Source organism: Paenibacillus sp. MMO-177 (genome assembly GCF_037147795.1).
Classification (GTDB): domain Bacteria; phylum Bacillota; class Bacilli; order Paenibacillales; family Paenibacillaceae; genus Pristimantibacillus.
In genome coordinates this window covers 1-14,509 of the sequence record NZ_JBBCUR010000020.1, presented here as the reverse complement: position 1 = coordinate 14,509, position 14,509 = coordinate 1, and the positions used below count along the sequence as shown (strand labels likewise).

At 50.7% G+C, this 14,509-nt stretch carries 14 protein-coding genes; 10 read left to right on the top strand and 4 right to left on the bottom strand.

Annotated features, from left to right (window positions below; all coding sequences use genetic code 11):
- The first annotated feature begins 86 nt into the window (after positions 1-86).
- The gene (locus WFK81_RS30100) at positions 87-965 is read left to right on the top strand and encodes an AraC family transcriptional regulator (RefSeq protein WP_336791009.1); all 879 of its coding nucleotides are present in this window, start codon (positions 87-89) and stop codon (positions 963-965) included.
- Positions 966-1,052: 87 nt separating this feature from the next.
- On the opposite strand, the gene WFK81_RS30095 is transcribed toward WFK81_RS30100, so the two are convergent.
- Genes WFK81_RS30095 through WFK81_RS30080 form a run of 4 tightly spaced genes read right to left on the bottom strand, consistent with a single transcriptional unit; the run spans position 1,053 to position 5,188 of the window.
- Positions 1,053-2,129, bottom strand: a complete 1,077-nt coding sequence (locus WFK81_RS30095) for an acyltransferase (protein WP_336791008.1) — start codon at positions 2,127-2,129, stop codon at positions 1,053-1,055.
- The gene (locus WFK81_RS30090) at positions 2,122-2,973 is read right to left on the bottom strand and encodes a D-alanyl-D-alanine carboxypeptidase family protein (RefSeq protein WP_336791006.1); all 852 of its coding nucleotides are present in this window, start codon (positions 2,971-2,973) and stop codon (positions 2,122-2,124) included. Before WFK81_RS30090 ends, WFK81_RS30095 begins: the two co-directional genes overlap by 8 nt.
- Positions 2,925-4,097, bottom strand: coding sequence for an alanine racemase (gene alr, locus WFK81_RS30085; RefSeq protein WP_336791005.1), 1,173 nt, complete (start codon positions 4,095-4,097; stop codon positions 2,925-2,927). Before alr ends, WFK81_RS30090 begins: the two co-directional genes overlap by 49 nt.
- Before the next feature lie 14 nt (positions 4,098-4,111).
- Complete coding sequence (locus WFK81_RS30080; RefSeq protein ID WP_336791003.1) at positions 4,112-5,188, bottom strand: D-alanine--D-alanine ligase family protein; 1,077 nt, start codon at positions 5,186-5,188, stop codon at positions 4,112-4,114.
- Between the two features lie 192 nt (positions 5,189-5,380).
- Here WFK81_RS30080 and WFK81_RS30075 point away from each other — a divergent pair, with 192 nt between their 5' ends.
- From WFK81_RS30075 to WFK81_RS30035, 9 genes are all read left to right on the top strand, one after another.
- Complete coding sequence (locus WFK81_RS30075; RefSeq protein ID WP_336791001.1) at positions 5,381-6,082, top strand: response regulator transcription factor; 702 nt, start codon at positions 5,381-5,383, stop codon at positions 6,080-6,082.
- Complete coding sequence (locus WFK81_RS30070) at positions 6,072-7,202, top strand: sensor histidine kinase (RefSeq protein ID WP_336791000.1); 1,131 nt, start codon at positions 6,072-6,074, stop codon at positions 7,200-7,202. The genes WFK81_RS30075 and WFK81_RS30070 overlap by 11 nt, the downstream gene beginning before the upstream one ends.
- 41 nt (positions 7,203-7,243) lie before the next feature.
- A complete protein-coding gene (locus WFK81_RS30065; RefSeq protein WP_336790999.1) occupies positions 7,244-8,215 on the top strand; it encodes a Gfo/Idh/MocA family protein in 972 nt (323 codons plus the stop codon).
- A 257-nt stretch (positions 8,216-8,472) separates the two neighbouring features.
- Entirely contained in the window at positions 8,473-9,663 is a 1,191-nt protein-coding gene (locus WFK81_RS30060) for an outer membrane protein assembly factor BamB family protein (RefSeq protein ID WP_336790997.1), read from the top strand.
- 136 nt (positions 9,664-9,799) lie between these two features.
- Positions 9,800-10,153: a CidA/LrgA family protein gene (locus WFK81_RS30055; RefSeq protein WP_336790996.1), complete on the top strand. Its 354-nt coding sequence runs from the start codon at positions 9,800-9,802 to the stop codon at positions 10,151-10,153.
- The gene (locus tag WFK81_RS30050) at positions 10,146-10,832 is read left to right on the top strand and encodes an LrgB family protein (RefSeq protein ID WP_336790994.1); all 687 of its coding nucleotides are present in this window, start codon (positions 10,146-10,148) and stop codon (positions 10,830-10,832) included. Before WFK81_RS30055 ends, WFK81_RS30050 begins: the two co-directional genes overlap by 8 nt.
- 207 nt (positions 10,833-11,039) lie before the next feature.
- Complete coding sequence (locus tag WFK81_RS30045) at positions 11,040-12,458, top strand: ABC transporter substrate-binding protein (RefSeq protein WP_336790993.1); 1,419 nt, start codon at positions 11,040-11,042, stop codon at positions 12,456-12,458.
- Positions 12,459-12,518: 60 nt separating this feature from the next.
- On the top strand, positions 12,519-13,493 hold the full coding sequence (locus WFK81_RS30040; RefSeq protein WP_336790992.1) for a carbohydrate ABC transporter permease: 975 nt from the start codon (positions 12,519-12,521) through the stop codon (positions 13,491-13,493).
- 3 nt (positions 13,494-13,496) lie between these two features.
- Entirely contained in the window at positions 13,497-14,351 is an 855-nt protein-coding gene (locus WFK81_RS30035) for a carbohydrate ABC transporter permease (RefSeq protein ID WP_336790991.1), read from the top strand.
- Positions 14,352-14,509 lie beyond the last annotated feature (158 nt).

The window sequence follows — 14,509 nt, the reverse complement described above, 5'->3', positions numbered from 1 at the left end:
AATCATTGTAATGGATAGGAGGCAGTCGTAAAATAGCATCATGTATGGTTGATTTACCAATTTGTCAGGTTAGGGGGCGGATTGAGATGAATGGCAATAGTTCGGGAGGCTTCGAAACCGCCGAGTTTCTGTTTCATGCGATAAGCGAGCTGGATAAGCAATGCTCGATATGGCCCGTGAGAGGGGGGCTGACGGAGACCAGGCAAGGCTACGGTGCCGGACCCAAAAGGATTGAGAGCTACAGCCTGCATATCGTAAAGGAAGGCTTCGTTCGGGTAGAGTGGGATGCAGGGAATTGCGTAACGCTGTCGGCGGGGGATCTGTTCTGCTTGTTCCCTGCGCGTACCTATACGTACTATGCGGTTGAAGGGGAAAAGCCGCCCCGGATGAGCTGGATTGTGATGGATGGTCCACAAGCAGCAGAACTGCTGGCGCTCGCCGGCATAAGTTACGAAAGGCCGTTTCTGGAGGACCGATGGACGCAAGAGGCGGAGCGGGCCCTTAATGGCTTGCTTGATATGATGAGGAGCGGGGAGACGGAGAGCGCCCATGTTCGGTCACTTGAAATGCAAAGCTTGCTGTACCGTCTATTCGCAGCCTTATGCCGGACGGCTCCCCCTGCGTATGCCCTGAATGCCACGGATTGGGTCAAGCAAAGCATGTCCTATATCCGGCAGCATGCCACGGAAGGCATCACGGTCCAACAGGCAGCCAAGGCAGCGGGAATGAACCGGACGTATTACTCCGTTGCTTTCTCGGAAAAGGTTGGAATGCCGCCAAGCGAGTTCATCACGCAGGTACGGATGGAATCCGCCAAGCGGCTTCTTGCGGAGACGGATGCCTCCATTACGGAGGTCGCTTATACGACCGGATATTCTTCTTTGTATGCTTTTACGCGAACGTTTAAAAATCGTATGGGGGAGACGCCAACAGCCTACCGGGAAGCGATTTGGAAGCGAGCATAGGTAAATAAGCCTAAGCAGCAAACGTGTTGCCCACAGTTATTCACAAACTTATGCACATATTAAGAACGCTTTCTGTCGGACAACTGTTCATTTTCGAAGTGTTATCCACTTGTCCACAGGAGTTGTTATCCACATCCGGATAGGAGCTTTGAGTTTCCGGATAATTGCCAACAGCCATACGCTAAACGCGGACATCCCAATGGACAGCAGACAGACTGCGGCGAAATGGAGCAGGCTATTCGAGATAAACAGCCGCTCCAGATGCGCTGCTTTCGCTGCTCCGCGGACAAGCACGATGGCCAAGGGATGCAGAATATACACCCAAGTCCGCCACTCCCGGAACCTTTTGCTGGCCGGAACCTTCCACTGCATGGACCATTGGAATAAGAAATAGGTAGCGGGAATCGCAAACACATACATGCTGTCATGCCGCGGAATTCCCGACGAGTGCAGGAGCATCCCTTCGGCGAACATGAGTCCAAGCGATCCCGCAAACATAGCCGCGTTCGCGGTCGGCTTTCTTGCCGGAGAAGGCTGCTTGGCTGCCGAAGCTCCCATCGCCAAATAAATAGGGGCATAGAACAGCCCGTTGCGGGTGTAATCAAACACCTTAAACATGCCTTCGTAGATAGGGGTCAGCCCTGAGCTGTTGTGCATAATGCCATAGTAGCTGTCTCCAAGCAGCCCGACGGTGTACAAAAGAGCGGCCGAAGCCAGCACCGCGTTCATCGGCAGGAACCGCACCATCGTGCAAGTTATCAACAGGCCGATTAGTAACGCCGGCAAATACCATAGGTGATAAAAGGTTCCGTCAAACACGATGTCCTTGATGACGGAATACGCCGTTAAGGAATCGGAAAAATAACCGGTATATAAGTTCAGCGGAATGTACAGGACAATGGCAATCGCGTAGAGCTTTACAATTTTCAGCAGGTAGCCTTGAACAGCCTTCCGATCCGTTAACGGATTTCCCGTCAGCTTGCGGAACAATAGGAATCCGGCTGTCATAAAAAAGACGGGAACGGCAATGCGCGTAAGCAGATTGCTTACAAGAAAATCGCCGGTTGCGCTATATGACAGAAGCGGGCTCGTATGATTGGCGACAACGAGCAGAGCGGCGGCGAATTTAAGCCAATCGAGCCCGCCGTATCCCGTTCTAGACATGGCATCGCCTGCTTTTATCCCTAAAAGCGGTCACGATAAAGCCGTCTATGTTGTTCCCCGACAAGCTGAAACGGTCGCATGGGATAAGGGGAATTGACGTAGAGGCTCCCGCATCCGCCGCTACGTAATAGATTTCAACCCATGAATGATCATCCTCGAATAAAAGATGTTCGTTGCCGTACATATAGCTTCTAATCGCGTCGATATATTCCTCCAGGCACCAATCGTTCCGCTCCATGATCTCAGCATGAGGGCAGCCGATGTAACGGAAATGCCAAGGTTCGCACGAGATTTGAGTGAGGGCTTCCTTGCCTTCCTTGTAACGCTGAATGAAACCAAAGCCTGCGGCAAGCTGCTTAAAGGACTTATAAACATCCGTGTCCGGGAACGCCGGTGCGATAAAATCAATCTCCTTGCTGAGCCGGCCGACGTCGATAGCCAGCCCCGTCTGATGCTCGCTCCGGTCGGGCAATGCGACATAACGCGCTGTGTAGTCCGCTCCGTTATCGGCTAATGAGGAGCTGTAAATCTGCTCCTGGTCTTGTTTGGTTCGATAGCCGCTGACCGCGATTATATCGTCTATCCCTTGGCTGGCCTCAAGAAGCTCAGCCAACTGGCGTAAGCAGGTTCGCTCTAACCTCATGCCATCCTTCAGCGTGTGGATAGCCGGGAACGATCGAATTGGCGCCAAACGGTCCGAAGAAGGAATTTGCCGGATTGGATAGTCCCGATTAATCAAGACCAAATGTCCTTTGTGAACGCCGGAATTGGCGGTTTGAATGGTTGTGTGAAACGTTATATGACGGCCTGACTGGTGTCGTTTGGCCAAGTTGTTTTGTCCCATCTTGTACGTACCTCCTCGATATCTTTATACGTTCTCGCAACTCTTGTTCCCAGCGAAGTGGATACTTCCTGCGCGACGCTGCCGATATGGGCGGCAAGCTCGGCAAACGTAATACGCTCCCCGCCTTGGGAGCCGATCAAGGTAACCGGAGTTCCCTCCGCGCATGGTCCGGGAAGCTTGATCATCAGCTGATCCATGCAGATTTTGCCCACAATGGGGGCGCGAAGGCCGCCAATGAGCACATCCGTGCCTTGCATCCGCTGCGCCCAGCCGTCGGCATAACCGATCGGCACGGTTCCGATCCATTCCTCCTCCTTAGCCTGATAGGAATTGTCGTAGCCGATATATTCCCCTTTAGCCAGCTTCTTCACTTGAATCAGACCACTATGAAGACTTAGGGCTGGCTCCAGCTTTACCGGACAAGCAAGCTTGGCGGGGTAAAAGCCGTACATCGCCGCTCCGATCCGCACCATATCCATTGCCAGATGAGGAAATCTCAGCGCCGCAACGCTGCCCGCGCAATGATAATGACGGATCGTAAGTCCTGAAGAGCATGCCCATTCCTTCATATCGAGAAATCGGGCAGCCTGCTGCTCCAGAAAGCGGGTGTCCTCCTGCCCGGCCGTCGCAAAATGAGTATAAAAACCTTCCACCTCAACATCTTCAGCCTGCAGCCACGGAACAAGCTCATCCCATTCTTGCTTCGTCCGGATGCCGATTCGCCCAAGCCCCGTATCCATTTTCACATGAACCCGAATCTTGCCTGGGGAGCCGTACGGCTTAAAGACACGCATCTCGGAAAACCACGCGGCGCTTGTTACGGTTAAGGAGAGGTCATGCTTCAGAGCCAATTGCACAAGCTCAGGCCGGATCGGCGTTAATACGAGAATCGGCAGCTTTAATCCGGCATCGCGCAGCCGTATTGCTTCTTCCAGGTAGGCAACCGCCAAATAATCCGCGCCGGCTCTCATCGCGGCCTTGGCTGACTCGATGTCGCCATGCCCGTAGCCATTCGCCTTTACGACAGCCATCAGCTTCACCGAACCGGGCAGTGACCGGCGAATGTTCAGCATATTCTCACGAATACGGCTCAAACTAATTTCAGCCCAAGTATCTCTTAACATAGGGCTCACCTCGCTTATTTCGTATATTGAATGGTTTGTTTATTTTGGTGACGGGCGATGGCGTGCCCGATTAATTGTTCGATCAGCTCGGAATAGGTTGTTCCGTTCGTGCGTTCCCACATGACCGGGTACATACTGAAATTCGTAAAACCGGGAAGGGCGTTTATCTCGTTGAGATACAATTCGCCTTCTCTATCAAGGAAGAAGTCAACGCGGGCAAGGCCCTCGCAGCCATGAGCTTGATAGGCGCGGACCGCCAGCTCGCGGATTCGCTGAGTCAGGCCGTCCGCCAGCTTGGCGGGAATCTGCATGGTAAGCCGCTTGTCCATGTATTTGGATTCGTAATCGAAGAAAATATGGTCATGGATAAACTCGCCGGGCAGGGAGGCTAGAGGCCTCTCATTGCCGATAACGGCGACTTGAATTTCTCTGCCCCTCACTTCGCGTTCAATAACAAGCTTTTTATCATAAGAAAAAGCTTCGCGGATCCCGGCTAGGAGCTCTCCGCGGTTCGTACACCGGCTGATCCCGATACTGGAGCCAAGGGAGGCTGGTTTCACGTAACACGGATATCCAATGGCATCTTCCAGCCTGCGCAATACGGCTCCCTGATCCGTTGTCCACTCCTCATGGCGGTACACCCGATATTCCGTCTGGTTAATGCCGGCTTGGGCCAGCATCTGCTTCGACATCGCCTTGTCCAAGGTTAATGCGGCAGCAAGCACGCCATTCCCTACATAAGGAACGTTCAACAGCTCCAGCAGGCCTTGTACCGTACCGTCTTCTCCATTGGGACCATGAAGAAGCGGCAAGACGACTTTTGGACCGGGCAGTCCCATAATGCCCGACAGAATCTCGCCGATAGAAAGGGCAGGATCAGGAAACGCAGGCTGCGCAATCAGCCGTTCAATCGACAACTCATCCTTGGCAAGATGACCCGGCGTGCACCACAAGCCTTCGCGGGTAATGTAGACGGGATAAACCTCGTAGCGGCTTTCGTTAATGGATTGAAGGACGGTGACGGCCGTTTTTAACGACACTTCATGTTCGACGGATTTTCCGCCGTATAGCACGTATAACTTTGTTTTCATCTATTCCTACCTCCGGATATTATTCTTGTCCGTTGCTCTATATCCAAGATAACGCGCACGGCTTGAGAGGTTCGTAAGACATCCTAAAGGAAACCTTAAGAATTTCTTATTTGTGATTGGAGGTGTCCGCTCTGGAGAATATTTCTGATACACTATAGCCACATTCATTAACCAAATAGACGGGGAGATCTCATGAATACCATTCAAATTCTGATCGCGGACGATGATCTCGAAATCGCGGAGCTGATCAAAATCTATCTGACCAACGAAGGCTATCAGGTGCTTATAGCGGGCAACGGCCGGGAGGCTATGGAGCTAATCGCCAAGGAATCCGTCCAATTGATGATTCTCGACGTTATGATGCCGGAGATGAACGGCCTCGAGGTGGTCCGGGCGGTACGCGCGGAGTACGGCATTCCGATCCTGATGCTGAGCGCCAAGGCCGAGGACATGGACAAAATCATGGGGCTGACGACAGGCGCGGACGATTACATGGTGAAGCCGTTTAACGCGCTGGAGCTGATTGCACGGGTCAAGTCGCTGCTCCGCAGGTCGATTTATCTGAACCCACAGCTTCAAACGGCGCAGGATCAGGACATCATCCAGCTTCATTCCCTGAAAATAAGCAAGAAATCGCATACCGTAACGGTGGAGGACCGGGGGATTAACCTGACGTCAACGGAGTTTGATATTTTGTACTTGCTTGCGAGCCATCCCGGGCAGGTGTTTAGCGCGGAGGCGATCTTCGAAGCGGTATGGAAGGACAAGTTCCTCGAATCCAACAACACCGTAATGGTTCATATAAGCAAGCTTCGGGATAAATTGGAGAGCGAGCTGGGCGGCGTCAAGCTGATTCAGACCGTGTGGGGAGTAGGGTACAAAATTGAGCCGTAAACCGTGGAAAAGCCTTCGTTTTAAAATGCTGTATCTGTTCGGGCTAAGCGCGCTTGCCTCGTTCTTCACGACGGGGCTGCTGTATCTGGCCGCGATCGCCGCCTACAGCAGCGATATGTTTTATCTGTCCCCTCTGCTGAGGGAGGTCTTTGATAGGTTTGGACTTTTAACGACGTATATTACCGTCAGCCTTGTCTTTTTTTTCATCTATTTCTTTGCTTTAAGCCGTTCGACAATCCGTTACTTAATGAGAATCTCGCAAGGAATCGAACAGATTGCCGGGGGGGATTTCGAATCCCGGTTACCGGTGAGAGGCGGGGACGAGCTTGGGGCATTGGCGGAAAATATTAATAAAATGACTGCTCAGCTTAAGCTCTCCATCGAGGAGGAGCGGCGCACGGAACGGACAAAGGCCGAGCTTGTGACCAACGTTTCCCACGATTTGCGCACGCCGTTAACGTCTATTGTCGGGTACCTGGGCCTGATCGAAGAAGACCGTTACCGGGATGAGGTGGAGCTGAGGCATTACGTTCAAATCGCGTACGAGAAATCGACTCGTCTGAAGACGATGATCGACGATTTATTCGAATATACGAGGACAAGCGGCGGAATAGGGCTTCGGCTGTCCCCCATCAATCTGGTCGAGATGATTGGCCAATTGGCGGCTCAATTCCGCTTGCAATTCGAGCAGGCGGAGGTGAAGTGCCGGTTGGCGCTTCCGGATCATTCGATCCTCGTCGATGCGGACGGAGACAAGCTGGTCAGGGTGTTCGAGAATCTGGTCGTTAACGCCATTCAATACGGAAAAGAAGGCAGGCAGATCGATATCGCGGTATGGAGCGAGAGGGGGCTGGCGGTCGTTGAGATCGTGAATTACGGCGAGCCTTTGCCGGCTTCGGTTATTCCGTTATTGTTCGAACGGTTCTATCGCGGCGAGCAGTCCCGTTCCCGGAATACCGGGGGCTCGGGTCTAGGCCTCGCGATCGCCAAGAACATTGTCGAGCTGCATCATGGCCAGATTTCCGCGGCGAGTGCCGAAGGGAAAACCTCGTTTAAGGTCGAGCTGCCGCTTGGCGGCAAAGAACTCCTTGACATCCACCGGGACGCAGGTAAACATTAGGGGGAAGGCCTAAAAACTACGACGTTAGGTGGGAATGTAGAGTGACTCTTCGGATTGGTATTGCGGGAACGGGCTGGTTTGGACGGATGCATGCGGAAAAGCTTGCTGCGATGGAAGGGGTAAGTGTCAGCGCTTTTTGCGGGACAAGCCTCGAAAAGGCGGAAACGGCAGCAAGGCCTTATAGCGACGCTCGCGGTTACGACACGATTGAAGCGATGCTTGAGGACCGCAAGCTGGATGCGGTTTATATTTGCACGCCGCCTTTTGCTCATGGCGAGATTGAATTAGCGCTTGCGGAGCGGGGAATTCCTTTTCTCGTCGAAAAGCCGATTGGCGTAGACGAGGAGACACCGTCCCGGATCCGTCAGGCGATTGCAGATAAAGGACTTATTACATCGGTTGGTTATCATTTCCGTTATATGGACAGCACAAACCACGCGAAGGAGCTTCTTGCGGACCGTACTCCGCTGATGGCTTTAGGTCAATGGATGGGCTCGATGCCAGGCGTATATTGGTGGCGCAAGATGGAGACTTCCGGCGGACAGTTCGTGGAGCAAACCACGCATATCGTGGATCTGACCCGTTATTTGCTTGGCGAAGTGAATGAAGTCTATGCGGCGTATGGCAGCAGACATATGGCTCAGGTAGAAGAGGGAGTTACGGTGCCGGATGTGGGTACGGTAACGATCAAGCTGGCTAGCGGGGCCGTTGCAACGATCAGCAATACGTGCGCGATTCCGGCTGGGGGCCATGCCGGACTTCAAATCTACACGAACACGGGCGTACTGCAGGTTACGGGCGAAGCCCTTGTGGATATCGAAGTCGATAAGAAGACCGAGTACAGATCCTCGAACAATCCGTACGTACGGGAGAATGAAGCGTTCCTTCATGCCGTCAGAACAGGCGACAGAAGCCAGATTCTGTCCACTTACGAGGATGCTTGGGAGACGCATCGCGTGACGATGGCAGCTAATGAATCCGCAAGAACGGGCTTGCCTGTTAAGCTGAGATAGCTTTTGCTAGTGCGCAACGTAGTTAACATAAAGGTGCTTATCGTTATTTGACGATAGGTACCTTTTTTTGCGTTACAGGTTAGTGGGGTTAATAGTTAGTGTAATTAGTTTGGGATCAAAAGCATGTATGAATCAGTCTTAGACATCACAAATACAACGCGGAAAAACATGTAAATAAATAACAAGCATTTACCGATAAAATATTTAATTGGAACCAATTGTAAGTTTTGATTTAGATTGAAGATGGGAGTGAAAAAATGAATAAGAAATTATTAACTACAGTATTTGCGGTTCTCGTAATGAGTATGGGGATCATAGGGGGTGTGGATGCCAAAAGTTACGATAAACTGCCGAAGGAAGTATGGACACAGAAACCAAATGCAGATTATATACCAATTCAAGAAGATATTTATATGGTTCCCGGCACCAACACCGTTTACCTTCATGTAGGAGAGGAAAAAGCCTCTCAAACGAAAGTGTGGACCCCTGATACACTTCGCGCGGTTGATCAGACTAACGGAAAAATTAAGTGGATCTTTTCTTTTGCAAAACCTGGATATGGATGGCCAAGTACGAAAGATCCATTTATCTATACTCCAGATGGTACTGTCTTTGCCTATTTTTCTTCTGAGAAACTGTTATTCGCTGTCAACGCTGCAGGTAAGGAGAAATGGAGCAAGCAAGTGGTTTCAGACATTCCTTTTAATGGAAAACTCTATCGATTGAATGATGGGACCTTAGTTATTGCAGCTGTAAAGTCTTCTATCGTTGGGAAGGAATCCGTACAACTCTTGGGATTCGACTCAAATGGCAACACTAAGTTCAATAAGATTCTTGCTGGCAAGCTTGTAACCGTTACGAGGGACAGAATCGTCATTAAGGCTCTAACTAAAACGACGGAATCTGAAAAAGTCATAGGTTACGACTCCGCTTTGAAGCAGATCTATACGTACTCTTTTGCCAAAGGGAGCTACGTTAATGATTATACTGTTTTTTCATTGACGGATGGCACATTAGTTTTTTCAACTAGTACTCCCGAGACTAAGCAGAAGCAAGCATTAATTGGCTTATCCTCTTCGGGGAAGTCTATATGGACAAGATCAATGGATCGTAATGGACTAGCTATCTCTGCTGGAAATGGTTATCTATTTATTAATTTTTCTACAAATGAATTAAGCTATTATAACCCCAATGGATTGGTAAAGAAACGCACACTATCCAATTTTAAAATGCCCGAAGGAGATACTTTACCTACAGCGAAAATCTCTTCGGATGGGAAACTCTTGATAAATCTAGTAAGTCGTCAATATATCCTGGATTCGGTTACACTGAATTCTTTGTATGAGTTCGGAACTGGAATTAAAGGAACCATTCTAGATTATAAAAACAAAAACGTAATTATGTATTTATGGAGTGAAAATCAAATTTCCAGCTATCATTTGACCTAGTTCCATTATCTTCGGATTTATCCGACGGTAGATAGAAATGATAAAGAGCCCGCCGATTACCGGCGGGCTCTTTATCGTTATGCACCTTGCTGGTAAGCTATTAACAAGCACTTATACGAAAAAGGAGAACCAATATATGAGAGGAATTTCCATATTGCTGGGGTATACACTATTGGGCAACTTGATACATTCTCTGCTGTCCGTACCGATCTCGGGGAACGTCATCGGTATGGTATTGCTTGTCATCAGCCTGTTTGCAGGATGGGTGAAGCTGGCTTGGATCGAGGAGACGGCACAATTTTTTCTGAAGCATATGATGATCTTTTTTGCGCCCGTTATCGTGGGTACGATGATGTTCTTTGGCGTGATCGGAGAAGAGTGGCTCGTCATAGCGGTTGCGTTAGCTGCCAGCACAATAATCGTCATTCTGGTGACAGCCGGCGTTACGGCATGGCAAACCGGAAAAGCAAAGGAACATACCTATGAATGAAGCCTGGTTTCATCAGCCGTTATTCGGCATTACGATCACGGTATTATTTTATGTGGGGGCCCAGCTCCTCAATAGCCGCTTTAAATGGTTAAACCCGTTGTTTGTGACCTCGGGAGGTATTATCTTACTGCTGCTGCTTTGCGGTATTCCTTATGAAGCCTACCGTGAGGGAGGAGAGATCATTACCTTTTTCCTTGGGCCGGCTACGGTTGCGCTAGCGGTTCCCTTTTACAAAAACTTTCAAAAGCTGAGAGATCAGCTTATGCCCATTGTTGCAGGCGTCAGCGCCGGATTAATTTGCGGACTGCTTGCGGTATGGGGGCTCGTTAGTCTTCTTCACGGTTCCAAGCAGGTCATGCTCACCATGCTGCCCAAATCGGTTACGACGCCTATTGCGATAGAAGTTGCGGATTTGCTGGGCGGAACGCCGGAGCTGGCCGGTGTTTTTGCCGTACTGACAGGTCTCCTGGGCAGCATGATTGGACCTGCCATACTCAAGATGTGCAGGTTCCGCAATGATCTGGCCATTGGAGCCGCAATGGGCACCGCGGCACACGGCATCGGTACGGCGCGCATAATGCGCGACTCCGAGATTCAAGGCGGAATCAGCGCCTTTGCCATGGGGCTGTCGAGCATCCTGACGCCGCTGTTTTGCATACCGCTCATTTGGTGGCTGTAACCAACAAAGACAAGGTACCTATCGTCGAAGGGCGAAAGGTGCCTTTTTTCGTTACCGGGTGCCTATGACTTTGGGAATAAAAACCAATAAAAGTGGAATTTTTCCCAATAATGGATTCCTTACGCCTGGCAAATGTTGGTTCTATAATATGTATGCGGTTACATAATAAACGCAAAAAAACAAGGATCATTAAAAGGGAGGCAAAGTATGAAACGAATGAAACGTGCTTTAATGGGGATCTCCACACTGCTTGTGATGACAACGGCTCTCGCGGCATGCGGCGGAAACTCAAATTCAAACTCGAATTCGAACTCAAACTCAACTAGCCCAAGCCCGACAGCATCTGAGACAGCATCAGCGGAACCAGCAAAAAGCGATGGCAAGAAAGTCACCATCAATCTCTGGAGCTTCACGGATGAGATTCCGAACATGACCAAAAAGTACATCGAAACGCATCCTGACGCAAACGTAGAGTTTAAAACAACGGTAATCGCAACAACCGACGGCGCTTATCAGCCTGCGCTTGACCAGGCTTTGGCCGGCGGCGGCAAAGACGCTCCGGACATTTACGCTGCTGAAGCGGCGTTTGTACTGAAATATACGCAAGGCGATGCATCCAGCTATGCCGCTAACTATGCGGATCTGGGTCTGACCGACCAAATGGTTAAAGACGCGGAGATCGCCCAATACTCCGTTGATATCGGCTCGAAGGACGGCCAGCTGAAAGGTCTTGCTTACCAAGCAACCGGCGGCGGCTTTATCTATCGCCGTTCGATAGCCAAGGACGTATTCGGAACGGATGATCCGGCAGCAATCAAGAACGAAGTGGGCCCAGGCTGGGAGAAATACTTTGCGGCAGCGGATAAGCTGAAAGCAAAAGGCTACGCGATTGTATCCGGCGACGGCGACATCTGGCATCCAATCGAGAATAGCTCCGATCAAGGCTGGGTTGTAGACGGCAAGCTGCATATCGATCCGAAACGCGAGCAATTCCTTGATTTCTCCAAGAAGCTGACAGACAACGGCTACAGCAACGGAACGCAGGACTGGCAGGAAGCTTGGTACGCGGATATGTCCGGCAAGGGCGCGAAACCGGTATTTGGTTTCTTTGGTCCGGCATGGCTTATTAACTACGTTATGAAGGATCAAGTCAAAGATACAAATGGCGACTGGGCAGTTACCGAACCGCCAACCGGCTTCTTCTGGGGCGGCACTTGGCTGCTCGCCAACAAAGACGTAACGAAGGACGATGCGAAGAAGAAAGCGGTAGCGGACTTCATCAACTGGGTTACGCTTGATACTTCCGAGACGGGTCTCCAATACTACTGGGCTAACGGCACGATGAAGGAAGGCGAGCAAGGCACGAAGGATAGCGTAGCTTCCTCCGTCGTTATGTCGAAGTCGAACGGCGAAGTAGCATTGCTCGGCGGACAAAACATGTTTGATGCTTTTGTTCCGGCTAACAAAAACGCAACGGGCAAAAACCTGACGCAATACGACGAATCGATCAACCTGATCTGGCGCGACCAAGTTCGTGCTTACGCTTCCGGCAGCAAGAGCCGCGAGGCTGCGCTGAAGGACTTCAAGCAAACGGTTAAAGACCAGCTCGGTCTGGATAGCGAATAATAGGCGCCAAGGGGCGGGAGCATGATCCCGCCCCTTTATATCAATTGATGGGGTGAGAGCATGCGCCGCAAGGGAGTCAATTACTCGAAATACGGCTATATTTTCAGCATTCCTTTTATACTCGCGTTCCTGATTTTCTCTTTGTATCCAACGCTTTACACGGCTTTTATCGGCTTCACGGATATGAAAGGGGTTATTCCGAAGCAGGTTCATATTCTGGATAATCCGTTTGGGAATTTTAAAGACCTGATTCTTAACAACGTTTCGTTCAAGCAATCTCTAGTGAATACCTTTGTCCTCTGGATCGCAAACTTTATTCCGCAGATCGGCCTTGCGCTCTTGCTTACGGCCTGGTTCACCAACAGACGCCTCAATATTAAAGGGCAAGGCGCCTTTAAGGTTCTGCTCTACATGCCGAATATTATCACGGCGAGTACGATCGCCGTGCTTTTCAGCACCTTGTTCGCTTATCCGATGGGACCGGTGAACAGCTTGTTCCACGCACTGGGGTGGAGCGACGCTCCGATTCAATTCCTGCAGGATAAGAATACCGCAAGGGGCATTGTTTCGTTCATTCAGTTCTGGATGTGGTACGGCAATACGATGATTATTCTGATTGCAGGCGTAATGGGGATTAATCCGGCACTGTTCGAGGCAGCGGCCATTGACGGGGCGACGGGTACGCAAACCTTTTTCCGCGTGACTCTGCCAAGTCTTCGAACAATCCTGCTGTACTCGCTTGTTACCTCCATGATCGGCGGACTGCAGATGTTTGATATCCCGCAGCTGTTTATTACGCCGGCAGGCGGTCCGGATAATGCGACCTTAACGACGTCGGTATTTATCTACGGGCAAGCGTTCAAGGGAGCCTATATGTATAACAAAGCCGCAGCGGCAAGCATGATTATGTTCCTCATAGCGGCCGTATTGTCCGCGCTCCTGTTCTACCTGATGCGCGACCGCGGCGAGGCAAAGCTTAGAAAGCAGCTAAAGCTGCAAGAGAAAGCTGCAAAAGCAGCGGCAAAGGGGGTGTGAGGGATGGCGAAAATAGAGAGAACGGCAACGGTCTCCCGGGGCATCAACAAGACCATTATCTATATTGTCTGCATTGGCCTTGCGCTGCTTAGCATCCTTCCATTCTGGGTGATGTTCGTGAATGCAACGCGTTCTACGGCGGAAATTCAAAGCGGCCTGTCGCTGATTCCTTCCACGCATCTCAAGACTAACTGGGACGTGCTGACCAGCAAAAGCTTTGATCCGTTAAAAGGGTTCCTGAACTCGTTCATTATTTCGGCAACATCAACCGTCTGCGCCGTTTATTTCTCTTCTTTGACGGCCTACGGGCTTGTTGTGTACAACTGGAAATGGCGCCAAGCGTTCTTTACGTTTATCCTGTGCGTCATGATGATTCCGGCGCAGGCAAGCGCGATTGGCTTCTATCAATTTATGTACCAGCTGCATTGGACGAACAGCTTTCTGCCGCTGATTCTGCCTGCGATAGCGGCGCCGGCCATCGTGTTCTTCATGCGCCAGTACTTGCTCGCAACCTTGTCGCTCGAGATCGTTGAAGCAGCGCGTATTGACGGCTCAGGGGAGTTCTCAACCTTCAACAAGATCATTATTCCGATCATGATGCCGGCGGTTGCGACGCAAGCGATCTTCGCTTTTGTGGCAAGCTGGAACAACCTGTTTATGCCGCTCATCCTGCTTACGGACAAATCGAAGTATACGCTGCCGATTATGGTTAGCTTGCTCCGGGGCGATATCTACAAGACGGAGTTTGGCTCGATCTATATGGGCCTGGCGTTAACGGCCCTGCCGCTGTTCGTTATTTACTTCCTGTTATCCCGCTACATTATCGCGGGCGTAGCGCTTGGCGGGGTTAAGGAGTAGTATTGTTACTTGGTTGAAAGAGGCTGCCACATTTGGCAGCCTCTTTGTTGTGTACGCCCAGCATGGGCGTCATCTCTAGGGTGAAAGTCCCGAACGGGGGCTGGCGAACGCCTACCGTTAGCCAAGAGCAAGGGTGTCCGCCGTGAGGCGGAATCTGA